We start from the raw sequence: 23,170 nt of genomic DNA, 5'->3' as shown, positions 1-23,170 counted from the left end.
GACCATTGCCACAGGGTAGATGGCTGTAGCGTGGATGTAGAAATAATCTGCCTGTGTATCGGCTTTGGCACGGTTTTCCCATGCACTCGCGACTTGCGAATTCAAACCTCGCAAAACAGCGCTTGCGGTGCCCATCCCGCACCAAGAGCAATCATCGAACGTTATCCGCGTTCTTGTAAGGTGCGATACCGAACCAAAAGTTCGCGTATCCGAGCTGGCAACAGGAGTTCACCGCGTGAATCTTCAAACGCTCTGCCGCATCACAGCCTCTTTGCATTTATCCGTTCGCCGCCGAGTTCATCCGAACAGTCCCGGCTGCCTTCACACTTACTTTATTACCTGACACTTCGACAGCGCACTGCGTTCGGCAATGAGTTATTGGCCGACGGCAGCGTGCTATTTATTTTTTAAATAAGACTCGGACAGTTATTGCACAAGCGCAGTGTGCATTGAACGACAGCAGGATTGTCGAACAATAACTTTCAGCATCATTACAAGTGCACCAAAACTGCTCCACAGTTTTTAACTATTCAGTAGTTCAAACAGTGATTTCATTTAAACAACAACAAGGAACATGCCCCGTGAGCCGCTAAAACATTGACCCGCACCAATTCGGTCCGCCGCGCACCAGCAAGTGCCCTGGCCGCAAGCCAGGCCGCCGCTCTATCCCGCCGATCAGCGTGATATGGCGCACAGCCTGACTCGCCTGTGAAAAAGCTCCCTCGACCGGAGTAACGGCAATCTGCGCGCCATGGAAAAACCACGACAAGGGTAAAACTTATATAAATGCGACATGGGTAACACTCATGAAATACGCACTCTACATTTCAGCAACATGTGGCACAGCGGTTGCTATGTGTAACAAGCATGAGACACCGACCGTTGTCTTGCGTAATAGAAGAACAACCAGGGAATGGCTAATGAACACTCGAAGTCGATGGCGCTAAGCCAGTAAGTTTGCACAAGCCTTGTTAACCGGATAGTTCAACTATCGGCTTCTGCTCACCTTGAAGAAAGTTGCACCCACCCACTCGAACATCTCCTGGATGTTCGGACGGCACCTTATTGCCCTTCATCAACCCGAGGGAGCTTTAATGAACGATGCGGTAAAGCACAGAACCCTGCCGGGGTCGTTGCGGGAAGCGCCAATTCCGCCGCCTCCGGGCAGGCCGGCGTTTAAAGCCAACACTTCGCAACCCGGCGGTCTGAATAAACAGCAGATGGTGTTGCTGGTCGCTGTGTCGGCACTGATACATGGTGGCGCCTGGTGGTTTCTCCAGCAATCCAAAACAGAGCCATTGCCAACGCCACCGCAGATTCCGGAAATGACCGTCGAGCTGACCAGCCCGACGCCACCGGCACCGCCCACACCGGAACCGCCACCACCGCCTCCTCCGCCGGAACCGGAACAACCGGTGGAAGACGAGGATGCGGTCAAACCACCGCCGAAACCGGTGGAGAAACCCAAGCCGATCGAAAAACCGAAACCGGTCGAGAAGCCGAAACCGGTGAAAAAGGTCGAGCCACCGAAAGCGCCACCGGCGCCGGCACAACCGGCGGCTCCTGCTGCCCCGGCCACCCCGAGCGCGCCACCGGCTCCTGCCGCCGCGCCGGGTCCGGTCAAGGAGTCGGCAGCGATTTCCGGTCTCGCCAGCCTTGGCAACCCGCCGCCGGAATACCCGTCGCTAGCACTGCGGCGCAACTGGGAAGGCAGCGTGGTGCTGCGCATTCAGGTACTCGCCAACGGCCGCGCCGGCACGGTGACGGTGACCAAATCCAGCGGCAAACCGCAACTGGATGATGCTGCTGTTGCCGCCGTGAAGAACTGGAAATTTATTCCGGCCAAACGCGGTGATACGCCGATTGACGGCTTCGCCACCCAGACCATCGATTTCAAATTGCCGCAATAACCGAACGCTCAATCAACGCACAACCGAATAACGCAAGCGAGGTGTCACCATGAACGATTTGTCTTCGATGATTGTCCCCGGCGTGCTCTGGGGTCTGGTGCTGTTTTCCGTGGTCAGCTGGGCGATCCTGCTGGTCAAGTCGGCGCAGTACCTGCGGCAGAAAGCGCAGAACAAACAATTCAGCAAAGCCTTCTGGGGCGCGCCGGATCTGCTCACCGCCGCCGAACACGCCAGCCAGTATCCGGGCGCGCTGGCGCGTATCGCCAGCAGCGGTTTCGAAGCGCTGCTGGTGGAAGATTCGCCGCGTACCACCCAGCAATTGGCGCACACCATCAACCGTTCGGATCGCCTGGAACGCAACCTGCGCCAGCAGATCCAGAAGGAACGTCGCTCCCTGGAAAACGGTCAGGCGATCCTCGCCAGTATTGGCAGCACCGCGCCGTTCATTGGTTTGTTCGGCACCGTGTGGGGAATCATGGAAGCGCTGAAAAGCATCGGCGAAACAGGCTCGGCCAGCCTTGAAGCGGTCGCCGGTCCCATCGGTCACGCGTTGATCGCCACCGGCGTCGGTATCGCTGTCGCCGTACCGGCGGTACTGATTTACAACTTCTTCCTGCGCCGTTTGAAACTCGCCTCGGCAGACATGGATGACTTCGCCCACGACTTCGACGCCCTCGCCTCGCGCAGTGCGTTTTCCATCAGCCGTCAGGCCATCGCCAGCAAAACCACGGCCGCCGTGCGGGAGGCCAGCTGATGTCCTTTTCCACTCAAGACAGCGATGAAGTGCTCAGCGAAATGAACGTCACGCCACTGGTCGACGTGATGCTCGTGCTGCTGGTGGTGTTCATCGTCACCGCACCGCTGATGACCAACGCGATCAAGGTCAACCTGCCGAAAACCGACGCCGTCGCCCCCGCCGAGAAGAAGGATCCGGTGGTGGTCAGCGTCGATCAGGACGGCAAGTTCTATCTGGCCAAGACCGAGCTGGCCCCGGAATCACTGGAAGCCAGCCTCAAAGAGGTCAAGGCCAAGGACAGCGAAGTGCGCGTGCAGTTGCAGGCCGACTCCGCCGTCAATTACGGCCAGGTGGCCAAGGCCATGGCGTCTATCGAACGCTCGGGCATTACCAAAATATCGGTGATGACCACCCACTGAGTGCGGTGCCGGCCGCGTACTGAAAACACGCGTCCGGCACCGCTGACCGAATCCCGTCGTAAACGGCCGACCGAAAAAACGCCACGCGTCTTCGGAGGGGATCGGCTTGCTTGAAGAAAGTGGTTTTCCGCACGCGGTATCACCGATAGCGGAGCAATGAGGGGCTCACAAGGCCAATTCGATAACGTCTAAAAAGTCGGAAATAACCATGCTGATGAACACTCCACGCTTCACGCTCAAACCATTGGTGGCAACGATTTCTCGCCACCGTTTTGTTCCGTTGTATCTGGTGGCCATGGGGATGGGCGCCGGGACTGTGCAGGCGGCCGAGGACGACAACGCTAACGTCCCGGCAGCTGCGGCGGTGGTTGCGCCGACCACGCAACTGCAACGGGTGGAAGTGACCGGTTCGGCGATTCGCCGGGTCGATGCGGAAACGGCGGTGCCGATCACCATTCTCAAGGCCGATGAGCTGCGCAAACAGGGCGTGACCACCACCGCCGAACTGGTGCAGCGCATCACCGGTAGCCAGTCGATCAACAACAGCGCAGGCTCCGTGGGCGCAGCCACTGGCGGCGCCTCATTCGCCGACATGCGCGGCATCGGCGCAAACAAGACGCTGGTGCTGCTCAACGGTCGACGCCTGGCCAACAACGCCTTGTCGGGGACCAACTCGGCCGGCGGCGCGGTGGATCTGAACATGATCCCGTTTGCCGCCATCGAACGTGTGGAAGTGCTGCGCGACGGCGCCTCGGCCCTGTACGGCACCGACGCCATCGGCGGTGTGATCAACTTCATCACCAAGAAATCCCTGACCGACGGCCAGTTGACCCTCGGCGGCGAAACCCCGACCCACAGCGGCGGCGGTGCAACCAAAGACATGAGCGCCAGTTGGGGCTACGGCGATCTGGAAGAAGACCGTTTCAACGTCCTCGGCGTGTTCAACTACAACAAGCAGCAGAACCTCGACGCCAACGACCGCTCCTTCGCCACCGACTACGCCCCCGGTCGCGGCCTCGATCAGACCTCCGGCACCGCGTTCCCCGGCAACTACAGTCAGAATGGCAACGCCACCAACCCGTTGGCCAACAGCAATTGCAACGGCCCCAACCTGATCGCCCGCGACGGTTTGTGCCGCTTCAGCACCCGCGAATACATCGACCTGGTGCCGCAAACCGAGAAGACCTCGTTCTTCGGCAAAACCACTGGCAAGCTCGGCGACGATCACAACGTCAATCTCGAATACTTCTGGTCGCGCAACAACAACGCCACGGCGATCGGCCCTGCGCCGTTGACCGGTCTGAGCCTCGATTCCTCGTCGCCCTACTATCCCGGCAACGGCATCACCCCGGCGCCAACCGATTTCGCCCTCGACCCGACCCAACCGGTGGACGTCAACTGGCGTGAAACCGCTGCCGGCCCGCGTGAATCGAAAGACCAGAACACCAGCCAGCGCTTCCTGCTCAGTTTCGATGGTCTGGTCGCCGGCTGGGATTACAACGTCGGCGCCTCGTACAACCAGAACAAAATCGTCTCCAGCGTCACCAATGGCTTTGTCAGCGACCAGGCGATGATCAATGGTCTGGCCAGTGGTTTGCTCAACCCGTTCGGCCCGCAGTCCGCCGCCGGTCAGCAGTACATCGACAACGCGGCCTACCACGGTGCCTACTCCACTGCTGTGGGCCGTGTAGCCGGTTTCGATGGTCGTATCAGTCGTGAAATCGGCGACTGGTTCGGCGCAGGTCCGTCCGGTCTGGCCCTGGGTGGCGAGTACCGCAAAGAGAAATTCCATCAGGATTTCGAGTCGTTCGCCGGCGACATCCAGAGCCTCGGCATCGACCCGGCCGGCAGCGTCGAAGGCGACCGCAGCGTGAAAGCCGCCTACGCGGAAATCAACGTGCCGGTGCTCGACAGCCTCGAACTGTCCGCCGCCGTGCGTCACGACAAATACAGCGACTTCGGCAGCACCACCAACCCGAAATATTCGTTCCGTTATCAGCCGTTGAAAGAGCTGGTGGTACGTGGCGCCTACAGCGAAGGCTTCCGTGCGCCGTCGCTGTATGAGTTGTATTCGCCGCGCAGCATCACCTTCACCCAGGGCTACTACAACGACCCGGTGCTGTGTACCGGCGGCGTAGTGCAACCAGGCGGCAACGGCGGCCGCGATTGCGGTCAGCAGTTCCTCAATCAGATTGGCGGCAACGAAGACCTGGCCCCGGAGAAGGCGCGTAACGTGACCCTCGGCTTCGTGTATCAGCCGATCAACAACCTCTCGGTAGGTCTGGATTTCTGGTGGATCCACATCTCCAACCAGATCCAGCCGTTCCCGGAATCCACCGTGTTTGATCAGGCCGGCTCTTACCCGGATCGCTTCGTGCGCAACGCCGATGGCACGCTCAACTACATCGTCACCGGCAACGCCAACCTCGGCATCGTCGAAACCAACGGTGTCGATGTGTCGCTGGACTATCGCTTCCCGAACACGCCGTACGGTCAGTTCGGTCTGGGGCTGCAAGGCACTTATGTTGACGAGTACGACTTCCAGAGCACCATCAAAGGCCCGTTTACCGACAAGGTCGGCGACTTTCAGGGTGACGGCGTGATCGCACGCTGGAAGCACAACCTCACCGGCAGCTGGACCTTCGGCGCGGCGCGGGCAGCACTGACCAACCGTTTCACCACGGGTTACAACGACTACGACCGCGACACCCACGCGCGCGTGGCGTCGTATTCGGTCTGGGATCTGTCGGCCGGTTACACCTTCAACAAGGTGCTGGATGTCGATGCCGGGATGAAGAATGTGTTCGACCGCAACCCGCCGTTTTCCAACCAGGCCTACAACTTCCAGAGCGGCTATGACCCGCGCTACACCGACCCGCTGGGCCGTACTTTGTTTGCGCGCATGACGTACCACTTCTAAAGAACGAGCACCATAAAACCCTGTGGGAGCTGGCTTGCCAGCGATGGCGTTGTATCAGTCGACATTTACTTCACTGACATACCGCTATCGCTGGCAAGCCAGCTCCCACATGGGGGCCGGGTTTCTTCAGGGATTTTGAGGGTGACTTCATGAGTTTTTTGCGCAACATGGCTGGCCTGCTTTTGGGCAGTGCGCTGTTATGCACCGGCACCTCGGCGCTGGCCGCTGGCAGTTATGCGCTGACGGTGTACGGCGAAGCGCCGAAGTATCCGGCGAACTTCCAGCACTTTGATTTCGTCGATCCCAACGCGCCCAAGGGTGGTTCGCTCAGCCGTGCGTCGATGGAGATCGGCCAATACAACTACATCAGCCCGTATGCCGATCAGGGCATTTCCGTGGTGCAGGTCAACGACTGGGTGTATTCGCCATTGGCGTTTCGTTCGCTGGACGAGCCGTACACCGTTTATGCACTGGTCGCGCAGCAGATCGAGCGCGACCCCGATGGACTCTGGGTGCGCTTCACCCTCAATCCACAAGCACGCTTCGCCGACGGCACGCCGATCACCGCTGAAGACGTGCGCTACACCTTCAACCTGTTGATGACCAAGGGCAGCCTGAGTTATCGCCAGCAATACGCCGATGTGCAGGACGTGCTGATCGAAGGCCCACGACAGGTGCGCTTCACCTTCAAGAACAACCTCAACCGCACCCTCGCACTGGATCTGGCGACGATGCGCGTGGTCCCCGAACACTGGTGGAAAACCCGCGACTTCGCCAATGGCGGCGGTTTCGAGCCACCACTGGGCAGCGGCCCGTACCGGGTGAGCAAGGTCGACGCCGGGCGCAGTATCAGTTTCGAACGTGATCCGGACTGGTGGGGCAAGGACTTGCCGGTCAGTCGCGGCATGTACAACTTCGACACGCTCACGGTGAATTTCTACGGTGACACCGACGTCGCCCGGCAACTGCTGCAGGCCGGCGCGTTCGACTACAACCGCGAGTTCTCCTCGTCCGGTTATGTGGTCGGCTATGACAGCCCGGCATTGCGCGACGGTCGTTTGCAACAGTCGATCCTCGCCCCGGACAAACCCACCGCCGCTCAGGGCTTCGTGTTCAACCTGCAGAACCCGTTCTTCAAGGATCGCCGCGTGCGTCAGGCGATCAGCCTGCTGTGGGATTTCGAGTGGACCAACAAACAGATGATGCGCGGCTTCTACGTGCGCCAGAACAGCTTCTGGCCAAAAAGCGAAATGGCCGCCACCGCCCTGCCCGACGCCGAAGAATTGAAGATCCTCGAACCGCTGCGTGGGCAGATTCCCGACGAGGTTTTCACCACGGTGTACCAGGCACCGAAAACCGATGGCAGTGGCTACATCCGCGACAAACAACTGCAAGCGCTGAAGCTGCTCGCCGAGGCCGGCTGGACGCCGCAACACAATCGTCTGGTCAACGCTGCGGGTGAGCCGCTGGAGTTCACTTTCCTCGACGGTCAGGGCGGCTTCGATCGCATGTTGCTGCCGTTCAAACGCACCCTCGCGCAGATCGGCATTACGCTCAATCTGCGCCGGATCGATTCGGCGCAATACATCAACCGCCTCAACGCCCGCGACTACGACATGATCGTCGTCGCTTTCCCGCGCAGCGGCGATCCGATCGTCTCTCCCGGCCGCGAGTTGTACAGCCTGTACGCCTCGCAAAGCGCCACGCAAGTCGGCAGTTCGAACTCGATGGTGCTGGCCAATCCGGCGGTCGATCAACTGATTGACGGACTGGTCCAGGCCAACAGCCGCGAAGCCATGGTGCATTACGCCCGCGCCCTCGATCGGGTGCTGCAATGGGGTTACTACATGATTCCCAACTACTACTCCAAAGGCACACCGACGGTGTATCAAAACCGCTTCGGCATGCCACCCGTGCAACCGGCGTATGACGAAGGCCTCAACACCTGGTGGGAGGTAGCGGCCAAGGCGCTGACCACCCAGCAGATGCACTCTCAACTCGCGGGGGGCCAGTGACATGCTGCGTTATCTGAGTCGACGTTTGCTGCTGATCATCCCCACGCTGCTGTGCATTCTGGTGGTGAATTTTCTGATTGTGCAGGCCGCTCCAGGTGGGCCGGTGGAGCAAGCCATCGCCCGCTTGCAAGGGTTCGGCGGGCACAGCATGGGCGGCGGTGGCGAGGTCGCTGCAGTTGGCGGCGCGGGCCGCAGCAGCCGTGGCCTCGATCCGGCGTTGATCGAGGAGATCAAACACCATTACGGCTTCGACAAGCCGATGCACGAACGCCTGTGGTTGATGCTGAAAAACTACGCGCAGCTGGATCTGGGTAGCAGTTTTTTTCGCGGCGCCAAGGTTACTGATCTGATCGTGCAGAAGTTGCCGGTGTCGCTGTCGCTGGGTCTATGGGCGACGTTGATCACTTACCTGATTTCCATTCCGCTGGGCATTCGCAAAGCGATCAAGAACGGCAGCGCGTTTGATGTCTGGAGCAGCACGGCGATCATCATCGGCTACGCGATGCCGGCGTTCCTGTTCGCGATTCTGTTGATCGTGGTGTTTGCCGGTGGCAGCTACGTCAACTGGTTTCCGGTGCAGGGGCTGGTCTCGGATAACTTCGACAGCCTCAGCACGATGGGCAAGGTCGGCGACTACCTCTGGCACCTGGTGTTGCCGGTGACGGCGCTGGTGATTGGCGGCTTCGCCACGTTGACGATCCTGACCAAGAACAGCTTCCTCAACGAAATCAGCCGCCAGTACGTGATCACCGCGCGGGCCAAGGGTCTGACTGAGCGTCGCGTGCTCTATGGCCACGTGTTTCGCAACGCCATGTTGTTGGTGGTGGCCGGAGTGCCGTCAGCACTGATCGAGGTGTTTTTCGCCGGCTCCCTGCTGATCGAAACCATCTTCAACCTCGACGGCCTCGGGCGCATGAGTTACGAAGCGGCGGTGTCGCGGGATTACCCAGTGGTGTTCGGTGCGTTGTTCCTGTTCACCCTGTTCGGCCTGTTGATCAAGCTGATCGGCGACCTTTGCTACACCCTGCTCGACCCGCGCATCGACTTCTCGGCGAGGACTGCCTGATGTTCACTCTCTCCCCTCTTGGTCAGCGTCGCGTGGCTCAGTTTAAGGCCAACCGCCGTGGACGCTGGTCGCTGTGGCTGTTTATCGGTTTGTGCCTGATTTGTCTGGGCGGTGAGTTGATCGCCAACGACAAGCCGTTGGTGATCCGTTATCACGACGCTTTTTACTTCCCGATCCTCAGCGATTACTTGGAAACCGATTTCGGCGGCGAGCTGCCGTTTCAGCCGGATTACGCCAGCAGTTACGTACACAAGCTGATTGAGGATCAGGGCGGCTGGATGCTGTTTCCGCCGATCCCGTTCAGTTACGACACGGTCAATTACGACCTCAGCGAACCGGCGCCGAGTCCGCCGTCATCGAGCAACTGGCTGGGCACCGATGATCAGGCGCGGGATGTGTTGGCGCGGGTGATTTTCGGCACGCGAATATCGATTCTGTTTGCACTGATTCTCACCGGCATCAGTGCGTTGATCGGCATCGTTGCCGGGGCGTTGCAGGGTTATTACGGTGGCTGGGTCGACTTGCTCGGGCAACGGGTGCTGGAGATCTGGTCGGGGTTGCCGGTGCTGTACCTGCTGATCATTTTGTCCGGGTTCGTCTCGCCGAGTTTCTGGTGGTTGCTGGGGATCATGGCGCTGTTTTCCTGGCTGGCACTGGTCGACGTGGTGCGCGCCGAGTTTCTGCGTGGACGCAATCTGGAATACGTCAAAGCCGCGCGAGCGCTGGGCCTGACCGACAACGAGCTGATGTGCCGGCACATCCTGCCCAACGCGATGACCTCCACCCTCACCTACCTGCCGTTTATCCTGACCGGCGCCATCGCCACGCTGACCGCGTTGGATTTTCTCGGCTTTGGCATGCCGGCCGGCACTGCGTCGCTGGGCGAGTTGATCGGTCAGGCCAAGCGCAATCTGCAAGCGCCGTGGCTGGGGTTGACGGCGTTTTTTGCCTTGGCGCTGATTTTGTCTTTGTTGGTTTTTATTGGTGAGGCTTGCCGTGATGCATTCGATCCCCGGAGCTGAGATGAACGACAACCTGATTGAAATTCGCGATCTGCGCGTCGCATTCGCCGGACAAGAAGTGGTGCACGGTTTGAACCTGGATATCCGCCGCGGCGAGTGCCTGGCACTGGTCGGAGAGTCCGGCTCAGGCAAGTCGGTGACCGCGCATTCGATCCTGCGTTTGTTGCCGGGCAAGAACGTCAGCAGCAGCGGCGCGATCCGCTACAACGGCGTGGACTTATTGCACGCCAGCGAGCAGCAGATGCGCGGCTTGCGCGGCAACCGCATTGCGATGATTTTCCAGGAGCCGATGACCTCGCTGAACCCGCTGCACACGGTGGAAAAGCAAATCAGCGAAGTACTGGAGATTCACAAAGGCCTCAAGGGCCGCGCTGCCCGTGAACGGACGTTGGAGCTGTTGGAACTGGTCGGCATTCGCCAGCCGTTGCAGCGCTTGAAAGCCTATCCGCATCAACTTTCCGGTGGTCAACGGCAACGGGTGATGATTGCGATGGCGCTGGCGAATGAGCCGGAATTGTTGATCGCTGACGAGCCGACCACGGCGCTCGACGTCACGGTGCAGCAGAAGATTCTTGAGTTGTTGATCGAGTTGCAGCAACGCCTCGGCATGTCGCTGTTGCTGATCAGTCACGACCTCAATCTGGTACGGCGCATCGCGCAACGGGTATGCGTGATGCGCCATGGTGAAATCGTCGAGCAGGCGGATTGCGAGGCGCTGTTTCGCGCGCCGCAGCATCCTTACAGTCGGTTGTTGATCGAGGCCGAACCGAGCGGTGCGCCGGTGCCCAGTGAGTACGACCACAACCTGCTCGAAGTCGATGATTTGAAGGTGTGGTTTCCATTGCCCAAGGCGTTGTTCAGTCGCCAGCAGGATTACATCAAAGCCGTGGACGGCGTGAGTTTCACCCTGCAACGCGGCAAGACTTTGGGGATTGTCGGTGAGTCGGGTTCGGGTAAATCGACGCTGGGTCAGGCGATCCTGCGGTTGGTCGAGTCCGAGGGCAATATCCGTTTTGGTAACAAGCAACTGAGCTTGCTCAATCAACGTTTGATGCGGCCGTTGCGGCGGCAGATTCAAGTGGTGTTCCAGGACCCGTTCGGCAGCCTCAGCCCACGGATGTCAGTGCAGCAGATTATTGCCGAAGGCTTGCTGACTCACGGTATCGGCACTGAGGCTGAGCGGGAAGCGGCGGTGATCCGGGTGCTGGAGGAAGTCGGTCTCGATCCGCAGAGCCGCCATCGTTATCCCCACGAGTTTTCCGGTGGCCAGCGCCAGCGCATCTCCATCGCCCGCGCACTGGTGCTGGAGCCGGCGCTTATTCTGCTCGATGAGCCGACCTCGGCGCTGGATCGCACGGTGCAGAAACAGGTGGTGGAGTTGTTGCGGCAATTGCAGATCAGGCATGGGCTGACCTATTTGTTCATCAGCCATGATCTGGCGGTGGTACATGCGCTGGCGCATGACTTGATGGTGATCAAGGATGGCAAGGTGGTTGAGCAGGGTTCTTCACGCGAGATTTTCGCCGCACCCAAACACCCCTACACCCAAGAGCTCTTGAACGCCTCCGGCCTCAAGCCCGACACAAAACCCTGTGGGAGCTGGCTTGCCAGCGATGGCGCCGGGTCAGTCGACATCCCCTTCGCTGACCCACCGCTATCGCTGGCAAGCCAGCTCCCACAGGTATAGAAGTGATCCAAAAAATATTTTTCAGGCACTGCATCCAAACGCCTCCGTCACGGGTAGTCCCTGTAACAGCCCTCTTCGGCTGTCAGCGGTCTACCCTTTTCGGAGATAACACTGATGAACATCACCCAGCTGATTGGCCTCACCGGTTTGCTCGCCCTGTCCTCGACAACCTTCGCCCAAAGCAGTTACCCCGACGCGATCAAAGTGCCGGACGGCCACAAGATTGCGATGGAAACCACCGGCGTCGGCGAGATCACCTACGAGTGCCGCGACAAGCCCAACGCGGCCGGGCAGACCGAGTGGACGTTTGTCGGTCCGAAAGCGGTGCTCAATGATCGCAGCGGCAAGCAGGTCGGCACCTACTTCGGCCCGCCAGCGACCTGGCAGGCCAAGGACGGTTCGAAAGTCACCGGCACGCAACTGGCCGTGGCGCCGTCGACTCCGGGCAACCTGCCCTATCAACTGGTCAAGGCCAACCCCGCCGAGGGTAAAGGCGCGATGAGCGGCGTGAGTTACATCCAGCGTGTCGCGCTCAAGGGCGGCGTGGCACCGGGCAGTGAATGCACGACGGCGAACAAGGGCAAGCAGGAAGTGGTGAAGTACCAGGCTGATTACATTTTCTGGGCGGCGAACTGATCTCCGGAACACCACAAATCCCCTGTAGGAGTGAGCCTGCTCGCGATAGCGGTGTATCAGTGAAGAATATGCTGCTGATACACCGCTATCGCGAGCAGGCTCACTCCTACAAGGGGAATTATGTGTTCTGGATGTTTACGGAATGTGAGCTAGATTGCACGACATGCCTTTAGCCGAATCCGTTTTCGATTACGAAGCCCATCTCGCTGCCTGTGCCCGTGGCGAGCGTGCGGCCCTGCGCGATTTGTATGTGCAGGAAGGCCCGCGTCTGCTCGGCGTGGCCAAGCGCCTGGTGCGCGATACGGCGCTGGCGGAGGACATTGTTCATGAGGCCTTCATCAAGATCTGGAACGGCGCGGCGGGGTTTGACCCGGCGCGCGGTTCGGCGCGTGGCTGGATGTTCAGCGTGACCCGGCATCTGGCGCTGAATCTGCTGCGTGATCACGGCCGGGAAACGCCGTTCAGCGAGGCCCACGAAACCGCTGCGGACGATGCCAGCTTCGACGCCCACGCGCATTCGGCGCGCATCTACCATTGCCTTGAACAGCTGGAGCCACAACGGCGCAGTTGCGTCCTGCATGCTTACGTCGACGGCTACAGCCACGCGCAAATTGCCGCGCGCCTCGACACGCCGCTGGGCACCGTCAAAGCGTGGATCAAGCGCAGCCTCAATGCCTTGCGGGAGTGCATGGGATGACCAGCGAATCAGCGCAAGAACGGGATGAACTGGCCGGCGAATATGTGCTCGGCACGCTATCGTTCGAACAGCGCAGCGAGGTGCAACGGCGTTTGCCGAAGGATCCCGAACTGCGTGCAGCGGTGGACGCCTGGGAGCGGCGTCTGCTGGAGTTGACTGACCTTGCACCCTCACAACAACCTTCGGCGCAGTTGTGGTCACGGATCGAACGCAGCCTTGAACGACTCGCGCCAAAAGCGTCATCGACCTCATGGTGGAATCTACTGCCTCTCTGGCGCGGTTTGAGTGCAGCCGGACTGGCCGCGACGTTGCTACTGGGTTCGATCCTGCTGACTCAGACCACGCCAAAACCGAGTTATCTGGTGGTGCTGGTCGCGCCGCAGGACAAGGCGCCGGGCTGGGTGATTCAGGCGAGCAATTCGCATGAAATTCAACTGATTCCGCTCGGCGTGGTTGAGGTACCAGCCGACAAGGCTCTGGAATTCTGGACCAAGGCTGACGGCTGGCAGGGGCCGGTTTCGCTGGGGCTGGTCAAACCCGGGCAGGCCTTGTCGGTGCCGCTGGACAAGTTACCGCCGCTGCAACCCAATCAGCTATTCGAGCTGACACTTGAGGGCGCCAATGGCTCGCCGATCGGCAAACCGACCGGGCCGATTCAGGCGATCGGGCGTGCGGTGAAGGTGCTGTGAGGCTCTGATCTGCGGGTTCCGGCAACCATCATCGGCATCGATGTTCACCATCACGGCAATGAAGTTCTCATAAAAAATCCCGGGCGTAACATCTGCTCCATACCAACCAACAACACCCCGGAGCACACCATCATGAAACGCCAAACTCTTCTCGGCATCGCTTTCTCGGTCTTCGCTATCAACGCTTTCGCCGCTACCCCGGCCCACACCATGATCGCCGAAGGCGGCTCGGACAAACTGATCGAAAGCCGTGTGGCTGAAGGTGGTTCGGATCGTCTGATCGAACGTCGCGTTGCTGAAGGTGGCGCTGATCGTCTGCTGGAACGTCGCGTCGCTGAAGGTGGTTCGGATCGTCTGATCGAACGTCGCGTTGCCGAAGGTGGTTCGGATCGTCTGATCGAACGTCGCGTTGCTGAAGGTGGCTCGGATCGTCTCATCGAACGTCGCGTCGCTGAAGGTGGTTCGGATCGTCTGATCGAACGTCGCGTTGCCGAAGGTGGTTCGGATCGTCTGATCGAACGTCGCGTCGCTGAAGGTGGTTCGGATCGTCTGATCGAACGCCGCGTTGCCTGATGATTGGCTGTAAGCGCAACAACCCAGAGAAACCCGGCTCCCTTGGCCGGGTTTTTTATGTCTGCCTGATTTATCCGGCCTTGGCCATGCAGCGCTTGTAGCGCTCGTCCACGCGCTTGGCGAACCAAGCTGTGGTGAGTTTGCGGGTGATCTTCGGGCTCTGCAGCACGATCCCCGGCAACACCGCGCGCGGCAGCTTTTTCCCCTCCGCTTGCTCCGCCAGTTCGAACACTCGCTGATAGAGCTTGGTCTCTTCGAACTCCAGGGTTTTGCCCTTCTCCAATTGGTCGCGAATCGTCGGGTTGCGCATGCCCAGCGACTTGCCGAGGGTGCGCACCGCCAGTTCCGTGCCGCCGGGCATGATCGAGTCGTAGCGGATCAGGTCGCCATCGAGCGCCAGCGGGATGCCCGAAGCGCGGCTCACCGCATTCTGAAACGCGGCATTGCGACTGGCGTACCAACCGGCGTTGAAATCGGCAAACCGATACAGCGGCTCGCGATAACTCACCGGATAACCGAGCAAATGTGCGATGCCGAAATACATGCCACCACGGCGGCTGAACACTTCACGGCGGATCGTGCCGTCAACCGGATACGGATAATCCTTGGCGTGCTGTTCGGCAAATTCGATGCTGACCTGCATCGGCCCGCCGGTGTGCACCGGGTTAAAACCGCCGAACAGCGTACGGCCCATCGGCACCCGGCCGATGAAGTCGTCGAAAATACCACTGAGTTCTTTCTCACTGCGCGCCGTATTCAAGCGTTCGCTGTAGGTCCTGCCGTTGGTTGAGCGCACTTGCAGCGCGCCGCTGACCAACAAGCTGGGGATGTGCACTTTGGCAGCGCGACGGTCGATTTCGTCGCGAGCGATTTTGCCCAGGCCTGGCACCGTGGGGTCGGCCTGGAAGGTCGATTCCTGCTCGGCGACGGCCAGCACCGAACACAGATTTTGCGTGGTCGGGCTGATGTTCTGCGCGGCAAACGCGGCGTAGATATCGGTGGCCCAGCCTTGGCGATCGGCAGTCTTGGCCGGCATCAGCCGCACGATCTCGGCCTTCACTTCAGCAGGCGCACGGGGCACCGGCTCGGTACTGCGTTGCCCCGCGCAACCGGCGAGCACCAGCAGTACGGCGAGGGTGATCGGTAATTGAAAGTTGTGCATGAAGCTTTATCCAGTCCGTTAAGCCCAAACCACCATACACAATCCGTGTAGGAGCTGCCGCAGGCTGCGATCTTTTGATTTTAAAAAACAAGATCAAAAGATCGCAGCCTGCGGCAGCTCCTACAGGTGATGTGTGTTTTGAGAGGGTGATGACAAACTGATTGCAAAACGTTACTGAGAAAACCTATCATTTGCGCCTGGAGTCGCATTTGCGCAAGGAGTTCCCGCGCCGCCCTTATTTTTCTCACCGGCCGTGCGCCTCCAGGTATCTACATGCCCGTTCCAGCTCGACTCGCCGTCCCGTTTCGCCCGACGCTTCTCGCCCTGCTGTGTTCCCTGACCATCACCGCCCAAGCCGCAGAAGGCGATACCAAAGCGCTGGTGCTGGACGACGTCAACGTCAACGCCCAAGCCCCGACGCCCAACGCCCTGCCCCCGGTTTACGCGGGTGGTCAGGTCGCCCGTGGTGGTCAACTCGGCGTGCTCGGCAATCAGGACATGATGGACGTGCCGTTCAGCGCCGCGTCCTACACCGAACAATTGATTCAGGATCAGCAGGCCGAAGACGTCGCCGACGTGCTGCTCAACGATTCCTCGGTACGTCAGGCGTCCGGTTACGGCAACCAGGCGCAGGTCTTCATGATCCGTGGCTTGCCACTGAACGGCGACGACATTTCCTATAACGGCCTGTACGGCGTGCTGCCCCGGCAGATCATTTCCACCGATGCCCTGGAGCGCGTGGAAGTTTTCAAAGGCCCGAACGCCTTTATCAACGGCGTGACCCCGACCGGCTCCGGCATCGGCGGCGGCGTCAACTTGCAACCGAAGCGCGCCGGCGATGTGCCGCTGCGTCGTTACACCACCGACATCAACAGCGAAGGCCGTATCGGTCATCACTTCGACATCGGCCAGCGTTTCGGTGAAGACAACCGCTTCGGCGCCCGGATCAACCTGTCCCAGCGCGAAGGCGACACCGGTATCGACCACGAGAACCAGCGCTCGAAACTGTTTGCCATCGGCCTCGATTATCGCGGCGACGCCCTGCGCCTCTCCGGCGACTTCGCCTACCAGAAAGAACGCGTCAACGGTGGTCGTAACTCGGTCAACCTCGGCACTGCCACGCACATTCCAGACGCGCCCTCGGCCGACACCAACTACGCGCCGAAGTGGGGCTACACCGACATCGAAGACACCTTCGGCATGCTTCGCGCCGAGTACGACCTGAACGACAACTGGACTGCCTACGCCGCTGGCGGCGCCAAGCACACCCGCGAAGTCGGGCGCTACAACTCGACCACGCTGGTCGGTAACAACGGCGCGTCGTTCACCACCGGCTCGTTCATTCCGCACGACGAAGACAACACCAGCGTGATGGCCGGCCTCAACGGTAAATTCAACACCGGGTCGGTCAGCCACAAGCTCAACTTCGGCCTGACCGGCATCTGGGCCGAGCAGCGCAGCGCCTATGATTTTGACCTGACCCAATACGCCAACAACATCTACCACCCGGTGCAAACGCCGTCGCCGGTGGGCAACTTTGCCGGCGGCGACTTGAATGATCCCGGCATCGTCGGCAAGACCTTCAACCGCAGCATCGCACTCTCTGACACCCTCGGTTTCTTCGATGATCGCCTGCTGGTCACCGCCGGCCTGCGTCGCCAGCAACTGGTGGTGCAAGGCTACAACTACGCCAGTTGGGGCAGCGGCGGTCGCAAGTCGAGCTACGACGAATCGATCACCACACCCGTCTACGGCGTGGTGTTCAAGCCGTGGGACCATGTGTCGTTCTACGCCAACCACATCGAAGGCCTGGCCCAGGGCCCGACTTCGCCGACCAGTTCTGGCGGATTCCGTGTGACCAACGGCAACGAAGTCTATGCACCCGCGCGTTCCAAGCAGACCGAAGTCGGGGTGAAAGTCGACATGGGCACTTACGGCGCCAGCCTCGGTGTTTATCGCATCGAGCAGCCGAGCGATGGTTACTGCGAAATCGACAGTGCGACTACCTGCACCTACGTGCGTGAAGGCGAGCAGATCAACAAAGGCGTGGAAATGAACGTGTTCGGCGAACCGATCAATGGTCTGCGCCTGATCAGCGGTCTGACCCTGATGGACACCGAACTGAAGAACACCCTCAATGGCGCCAACGACGGCAACCGTGCGATCGGTGTGCCGACCTTCCAGTTCAACGCCGGTGCGGATTGGGACGTGCCGGGTCTGCAAGGCGTGGCGCTGAATGCGCGGATGCTGCGCACTGGCGGCCAGTATGCAGATGCGGCGAACAACCTCAGCCTGCCGACCTGGAACCGCTTCGATGCGGGGGCGCGTTATGCGTTCAAGGTGTCGGAGAAGGACGTGACCGTGCGTCTGGGCGTGGAAAATCTGGCGAACAAGAAGTATTGGGAATCGGCTCAGGGGGGGTATCTGACTCAGGGTGAGCCGCGGGTGGCGAAGTTGTCCGGGACTATTGATTTCTAAGGCTGAAAAGCCCCTCATCGGAACGCCGCCCGCCTAACCCTCTCCCAGAGGGAGAGGGGACTGACCGTGGTGTTCTTGCAAGTTACACCGACCTGAAATATCGAGTCGAACTCAAGTCTTAAAAAACACACAAATCGGCTCCCTTTCCCCCTCGCCTTTCAAAGGAGAGGGGACTGATGTGGTGTTCTTTCGAGTTACGTCGACGTGTGCCATCGAGTCGAACTCAGGTTTTGAAAAGCATACAAATCGGCTCCCTTTCCCCCTCGCCCCCCTGGGGGAGAGGGCTGGGGTGAGGGGGTAAATTTCACTACCGCGAATACCTTCCCGCCGAACACCCAAAAAAGGCCCCACAGCCTCACCGCTGCGGGGCCGTCTTCCGTCTGGCCGATCAACTGGCCACCCGCTCCTGCTGATCCATACTTGCTGCACAGCAAACGGAGGACAGGCCCATGAACCGCAGCGACGTTCTGATCATCGGCGCCGGCCCCACCGGGCTGGTGCTGGCCCTGTGGCTGAGCAAACTGGGCGTGCGCGTGCGGATCATCGACAAGGCCTCCGCGCCCGGTACCACGTCGCGAGCGCTGGCGGTGCAGGCGCGCACCCTCGAGTTGTACCGGCAACTGGACCTCGCCGACACCGTGGTGCGCAACGGCCATCGGGTGGCGGCGGCGAATTTCTGGGTCAACGGTAAACCGGTCGCGCAGTTGCCACTGAACCGCATCGGCGAAGGCCTGACACCCTACGCATTCGTCGAAATCTTCCCGCAGGATCAACACGAACGGCTGCTGATCGAGCGTCTTGAAGACTATGGGGTCACGGTCGAACGCGATACCACCCTGGAAAGCTTCGAGGAAACCGGCGACGGCCTCACCGCGCACTTGCGCCTGCCCGATGGCGAGCAGGAAATCTGCCAGGCCTGTTATCTGGCGGGATGTGATGGCGCCCGCTCAGTGGTGCGCAAAACCCTCGACACCGGTTTTCCCGGCGGCACCTATCAGCAGATTTTCTACGTCGCCGACGTCAAGGCCAGCGGCCCGGCTATGAACGGCGAGTTGCACCTGGATCTGGATGAGGCGGACTTCCTCGCCGTGTTTCCCCTGGCCGGCGAAGGCCGTGCCCGTCTGATCGGCACGGTGCGTGATGAGCGCGCGGATCGCGCCGAAAGCCTGGAATTCTCCGACGTCAGCAGCCGTGCCATCGAACATCTGAAAGTGCATATCGAAGACGTGCACTGGTTCTCGACCTACCGCGTGCATCACCGCGTGGCCGAGCATTTTCGCAGCGGTCGTGCGTTTCTGCTCGGCGATGCCGCGCATGTGCACAGCCCGGCGGGCGGTCAGGGCATGAACACCGGCATTGGCGACGCGATCAATCTGGCGTGGAAACTCGCCGCTGTGCTCAGCGGTGGCGCCGAACCAAGCCTGCTCGACAGCTACGAAACCGAACGCATTGCCTTCGCCCGCCGACTGGTGTCGACCACCGACAAAGTCTTCAGTTTTGTCACTGCCGAAGGACGCATGGCCGATCTGCTACGCATGCGTGTGGCACCGTTTCTGATCCCGAAAATGGCTTCGTTCGAGGCCAGTCGCGAGTTCCTTTTTCGCACCGTGTCACAAGTCACCCTCAACTATCGCGGCATGCCGCTGAGCCAGGGCGCCGCCGGCCACGTGCATGGCGGCGATCGCTTGCCGTGGGCGCATGATGGTGAGGGGGATAATTACGAACCGCTAAGGCAACCATGCTGGCAGGTGCACGTGTACGGCGACACCAGCGACGAAATGATCGCCTGGTGCAATGAACACCATTTACCGCTGCATGTGTTCGACTGGCGCCCGGCGTTTGACGCGGCAGGATTAGGGCGCAACGGTTTTTATCTGCTGCGCCCGGATACTTATGTGGCGATTGCCGAAAGCAGCGCGGATCCGAAAGTGATTGAACGCTACTTCCGCGATCACGGCATCCGCCCGTTCTTTGCCTGCCTCTGACCCAAGGAAACCACAAGAACCTGTGGGAGCTGGCTTGCCAGCGATAGCGGTGGATCAGTCAAGATTGATTTTGACTGTGCTGACGCTATCGCTGGCAAGCCAGCTCCCACAGGGTTGTGCGTTGGTCTTTAGATCCCGGCCAGGGCCAGATCCATCGCAAAGTAAGTAAAGATCAAATCAGCACCCGCACGCTTGATCGCGCCCAGACTCTCTCGCACCACGCGATCCTCATCAATTGCCCCGGCCTGCGCGCCGAACTTGATCATCGCGTACTCGCCACTGACCTGATACGCCGCCAGCGGCAGGTTCGAGGCTTCACGAATGTCGCGGATGATGTCGAGGTAAGCGCCGGCCGGTTTGACCATCAGCGCATCGGCGCCTTCCTGCTCGTCGAGCAGCGATTCGCGCAGGGCTTCGCGGCGGTTCATCGGGTTCATCTGATAGCTTTTGCGGTCGCCTTTCAGCGCACTGCCACCGGCCTCGCGGAACGGGCCGTAGAGTGCCGAGGCGAACTTGGTCGAATAGGCCATGATCGGAATCTGGGTGAAACCGGCGGCATCCAGCGCCTGACGAATCGCCCGCACTTGTCCATCCATCGCTGCTGACGGCGCGATCACGTCGGCACCAGCGCGGGCCGCCGCCACAGCTTGTTTGCCGAGGTTGATCAGGGTCTGGTCGTTGTCGACTTCATGGTTGTGCATCACGCCGCAGTGGCCGTGATCGGTGTATTCGCAGAAGCAGGTGTCGGACATCACGATCATCTCCGGCACAGCGTCCTTGGCGATGCGCGACATGCGCGAGACCAGACCATTCTCGCGCCAGGTATCGCTGCCGTTGCTGTCCAGATGATGCGACACGCCGAAGGTCATCACCGACTTGACGCCAGCACGGGCATAACGCTCGATTTCGCTGGCCAGTTTGCGCTCGGGAATGCGCATCACCCCGGGCATGCTCTTGATCGGCACGAAGTCATCGATTTCTTCTTCAACGAAAATCGGCAGGACCAGATCGTTCAGGCTGAATTCGGTTTCCTGGAACAGGCTGCGCAGGCTCGCATTGCGGCGCAGACGGCGGGGACGTGCTTCGGGGAACTGACTGGACATGGGGGCCTTTCCTGAAAACGGCAGATGAGACGAAAGTCGTAGGGGGCGAAGCTTATGCCTTGCGGGGCGCGCGGTACAAACCTGGATCAATCAAGAGTGCATTACCGGGCGGGTAACAATCTTTCAGAACACTGTAAATCCCTGTGGGAGCTGGCTTGCCAGCGATGGCGGTGGTTCAGTCAACATAGATGTCGACTGTACCGGCGTCATCGCTGGCAAGCCAGCTCCCACAAGGTTATGTGTATAGCCCGAAAATCATGAGGGGATGGTCAGGCCGCGAATGACCGCTGGGCGGGCGAGGAATCGCCCCAGTACGCGGGTGACATTCGGGAAGTTGCTGATGCCGACCAGATCACCGGCCTCATAAAACCCAATCAGGTTACGCACCCACGGAAACGTGGCGATATCGGCAATGGTGTAACGCTCGCCCATGATCCAGTCACGACCCTCGAGCCGGCCGTCGAGCACCTTGAGCAGACGCTTGCTTTCATCGACGTAACGATCACGCGGGCGCTTGTCCTCGTAATCCTTGCCAGCGAATTTGTTGAAGAAACCGAGCTGGCCGAACATTGGACCGATGCCGCCCATCTGGAACATCAGCCACTGGATGGTTTCGTAGCGCTGCGCACCTTCCTGCGCGAGCAACTGGCCGCTTTTGTCGGCCAGATAAATCAGGATCGCACCGGATTCGAACAGCGCCAGTGGCTGATCTTCGGGGCCATGCGGATCCAGGATCGCCGGGATCTTGTTGTTCGGGTTCAGCGAAAGGAACTCGGCAGACAATTGATCATTGCTGTCGAAAGCGACCTTGTGCGGTTCGTACGGCAGGCCGATCTCTTCGAGCATGATCGAGACTTTGACACCATTGGGCGTCGGCAAGGAATAGAGCTGAATCCAGTCAGGGTACTGCGCCGGCCATTTCTGGGTGATCGGGAACGCGGACAGATCGGTCATGGGAAGCATCCAGTCACAAATTAAAGCCTGATCATAATGTAGGCGCTGCGCAGGCAGCGATCTTTTGATCTTGAGCCTTTGCAGCCTGCAAAAAGATCACAGCCTGCGCCAGCGCCTACATGAACCCGTAACATCCTGTCGCTAACCTGCCACCAGGCCGCTGAACGTAGCCGTTAGAGTGCTGCGCACTCGGACGATCGAACCAATCGGCCCTCAGGGGACTCTGAGCTATGCCTTTGTTGCAGAGGAAGCCGTTCAAGACAGGGAAAACACCCGGTGCTGGGAGCCCGCGGTGTAAAGGTTTGTCAGCCTTAACCGAATTTGTTGAAGAACCTTTTATTTCATGACGATCCTTATGCGATTCGCCAAACGTTTCAAACACCGCGCATATGTGGCCCTGCCTTCCCTGCTGGCCGTCAGTGCGCTGTTCCTGTCGCTGGAGTCCAGCGAAAGCCGCGCGCAACCGGTGGACGGTACCCAGACGCTGGTGTTCCTGCGCCATGCGGAGAAACCCGAAGGTGGCCTCGGCCAGCTCAACTGTCAGGGCCTGAACCGCGCCATCGACCTGTCGACGCTGCTGCCGGAGAAATTCGGCAAGGCCGATTACGTGTTTGCCGCCAACCCAACGCGCAATGTCGAAGAAGGTGAGCTGGATAATTCCTACAGCTACATTCGCCCGCTGATGACCATCAGCCCCGCCGCGATCAAGCTCGGCCTGCCGGTGAACATCGAGTTCTCGGCCAACGACACCAGCGATCTGGCCCGCGAACTGCTGGAAGACAAGTATCACAACTCGACGATCTACACCGCCTGGTCCCACGGCTATCTGCCAGAGCTGATCAACAAGGTGGCGGGCAAAGCGGTCGGCGAAAAACAGAACATCACCGAGGACTGGGCGGGCAACGATTTTGACTCGCTGTATGTACTGACCCTGACCTGGCACAACGGCAAGGCCAGTCTGCAGAGCCACAGCTACAAGCAGGGGCTGGATCATGGCAAGGAAACCTGCCCGACCTGAGTCATCTTCTGTCTGAACCGGCCCCATCGCTGGCAAGCCAGCTCCCACAGGGTTCTAGGGTGTACACAAAATCCATGTACATCCGCAATAACTGTGGGAG

Annotated in this window: 18 protein-coding genes; 15 read left to right on the top strand and 3 right to left on the bottom strand. The window is 59.9% G+C overall.

Translation table 11 applies throughout. The features are described from left to right. Positions 1-1,094: 1,094 nt before the first annotated feature. The 12 genes from CKW14_RS01065 to CKW14_RS01010 all read left to right on the top strand — a co-directional run bounded on the left by CKW14_RS01065 (position 1,095) and on the right by CKW14_RS01010 (position 14,370). Positions 1,095-1,910, top strand: a complete 816-nt coding sequence (locus tag CKW14_RS01065; protein WP_095124433.1) for an energy transducer TonB — start codon at positions 1,095-1,097, stop codon at positions 1,908-1,910. Positions 1,911-1,977: 67 nt separating this feature from the next. Continuing rightward, positions 1,978-2,664, top strand: a complete 687-nt coding sequence (locus CKW14_RS01060; RefSeq protein WP_371857721.1) for a MotA/TolQ/ExbB proton channel family protein — start codon at positions 1,978-1,980, stop codon at positions 2,662-2,664. Continuing rightward, on the top strand, positions 2,664-3,065 hold the full coding sequence (locus tag CKW14_RS01055) for a biopolymer transporter ExbD (RefSeq protein WP_093433931.1): 402 nt from the start codon (positions 2,664-2,666) through the stop codon (positions 3,063-3,065). The genes CKW14_RS01060 and CKW14_RS01055 overlap by 1 nt, the downstream gene beginning before the upstream one ends. 208 nt (positions 3,066-3,273) lie before the next feature. Next, a complete protein-coding gene (locus CKW14_RS01050; RefSeq protein ID WP_176471234.1) occupies positions 3,274-5,985 on the top strand; it encodes a TonB-dependent receptor in 2,712 nt (903 codons plus the stop codon). A gap of 149 nt (positions 5,986-6,134) precedes the next feature. Then, entirely contained in the window at positions 6,135-8,000 is a 1,866-nt protein-coding gene (locus CKW14_RS01045) for an extracellular solute-binding protein (RefSeq protein ID WP_095124432.1), read from the top strand. Position 8,001: 1 nt separating this feature from the next. Beyond that, complete coding sequence (locus CKW14_RS01040) at positions 8,002-9,066, top strand: microcin C ABC transporter permease YejB (protein WP_095124431.1); 1,065 nt, start codon at positions 8,002-8,004, stop codon at positions 9,064-9,066. Then, positions 9,066-10,088: an ABC transporter permease gene (locus CKW14_RS01035; RefSeq protein ID WP_077573741.1), complete on the top strand. Its 1,023-nt coding sequence runs from the start codon at positions 9,066-9,068 to the stop codon at positions 10,086-10,088. The genes CKW14_RS01040 and CKW14_RS01035 overlap by 1 nt, the downstream gene beginning before the upstream one ends. Position 10,089: 1 nt before the next feature. Next, positions 10,090-11,775 (top strand): ABC transporter ATP-binding protein, encoded by a 1,686-nt coding sequence (locus CKW14_RS01030; RefSeq protein WP_256579974.1) that lies wholly within the window; start codon positions 10,090-10,092, stop codon positions 11,773-11,775. 114 nt (positions 11,776-11,889) lie between these two features. Continuing rightward, a complete protein-coding gene (locus CKW14_RS01025) occupies positions 11,890-12,411 on the top strand; it encodes a DUF3455 domain-containing protein (protein ID WP_093433916.1) in 522 nt (173 codons plus the stop codon). A 163-nt stretch (positions 12,412-12,574) separates the two neighbouring features. After that, positions 12,575-13,108 (top strand): sigma-70 family RNA polymerase sigma factor, encoded by a 534-nt coding sequence (locus tag CKW14_RS01020; RefSeq protein WP_095124429.1) that lies wholly within the window; start codon positions 12,575-12,577, stop codon positions 13,106-13,108. Beyond that, the gene (locus CKW14_RS01015) at positions 13,105-13,797 is read left to right on the top strand and encodes an anti-sigma factor domain-containing protein (protein ID WP_095051011.1); all 693 of its coding nucleotides are present in this window, start codon (positions 13,105-13,107) and stop codon (positions 13,795-13,797) included. Before CKW14_RS01020 ends, CKW14_RS01015 begins: the two co-directional genes overlap by 4 nt. Before the next feature lie 132 nt (positions 13,798-13,929). Then, positions 13,930-14,370 (top strand): phage infection protein, encoded by a 441-nt coding sequence (locus tag CKW14_RS01010; protein WP_095124428.1) that lies wholly within the window; start codon positions 13,930-13,932, stop codon positions 14,368-14,370. A 70-nt stretch (positions 14,371-14,440) separates the two neighbouring features. Here CKW14_RS01010 and CKW14_RS01005 read toward each other — a convergent pair whose 3' ends face one another. Continuing rightward, the gene (locus CKW14_RS01005) at positions 14,441-15,532 is read right to left on the bottom strand and encodes a DUF1615 domain-containing protein (RefSeq protein WP_095124427.1); all 1,092 of its coding nucleotides are present in this window, start codon (positions 15,530-15,532) and stop codon (positions 14,441-14,443) included. A gap of 273 nt (positions 15,533-15,805) precedes the next feature. On the opposite strand from CKW14_RS01005, the gene CKW14_RS01000 reads away from it, so the two are divergent. Both CKW14_RS01000 and CKW14_RS00995 read left to right on the top strand, forming a co-directional pair. Beyond that, on the top strand, positions 15,806-18,010 hold the full coding sequence (locus CKW14_RS01000; protein ID WP_095124426.1) for a TonB-dependent siderophore receptor: 2,205 nt from the start codon (positions 15,806-15,808) through the stop codon (positions 18,008-18,010). Between the two features lie 449 nt (positions 18,011-18,459). Continuing rightward, positions 18,460-19,995 carry an FAD-dependent oxidoreductase gene (locus CKW14_RS00995; RefSeq protein WP_095124425.1) on the top strand — a complete coding sequence of 512 codons (1,536 nt, stop codon included), beginning with the start codon at positions 18,460-18,462 and terminating at the stop codon, positions 19,993-19,995. A gap of 128 nt (positions 19,996-20,123) precedes the next feature. On the opposite strand, the gene hemB is transcribed toward CKW14_RS00995, so the two are convergent. Together hemB and CKW14_RS00985 are read right to left on the bottom strand one after the other, a co-directional pair. Further along, the gene (gene hemB, locus CKW14_RS00990) at positions 20,124-21,098 is read right to left on the bottom strand and encodes a porphobilinogen synthase (RefSeq protein ID WP_095051006.1); all 975 of its coding nucleotides are present in this window, start codon (positions 21,096-21,098) and stop codon (positions 20,124-20,126) included. 255 nt (positions 21,099-21,353) lie between these two features. Then, positions 21,354-22,052 (bottom strand): glutathione binding-like protein, encoded by a 699-nt coding sequence (locus CKW14_RS00985; RefSeq protein WP_095051005.1) that lies wholly within the window; start codon positions 22,050-22,052, stop codon positions 21,354-21,356. A 343-nt stretch (positions 22,053-22,395) separates the two neighbouring features. On the opposite strand from CKW14_RS00985, the gene CKW14_RS00980 reads away from it, so the two are divergent. Continuing rightward, complete coding sequence (locus CKW14_RS00980) at positions 22,396-23,070, top strand: hypothetical protein (protein ID WP_007918234.1); 675 nt, start codon at positions 22,396-22,398, stop codon at positions 23,068-23,070. Positions 23,071-23,170 lie beyond the last annotated feature (100 nt).

It is taken from the genome of Pseudomonas sp. Irchel s3a12, assembly GCF_900187485.1.
Classification (GTDB): domain Bacteria; phylum Pseudomonadota; class Gammaproteobacteria; order Pseudomonadales; family Pseudomonadaceae; genus Aquipseudomonas; species Aquipseudomonas neuropathica.
Note: the sequence above shows the minus strand (reverse complement) of the source record. Positions and strands in the feature narration are given on the sequence as shown.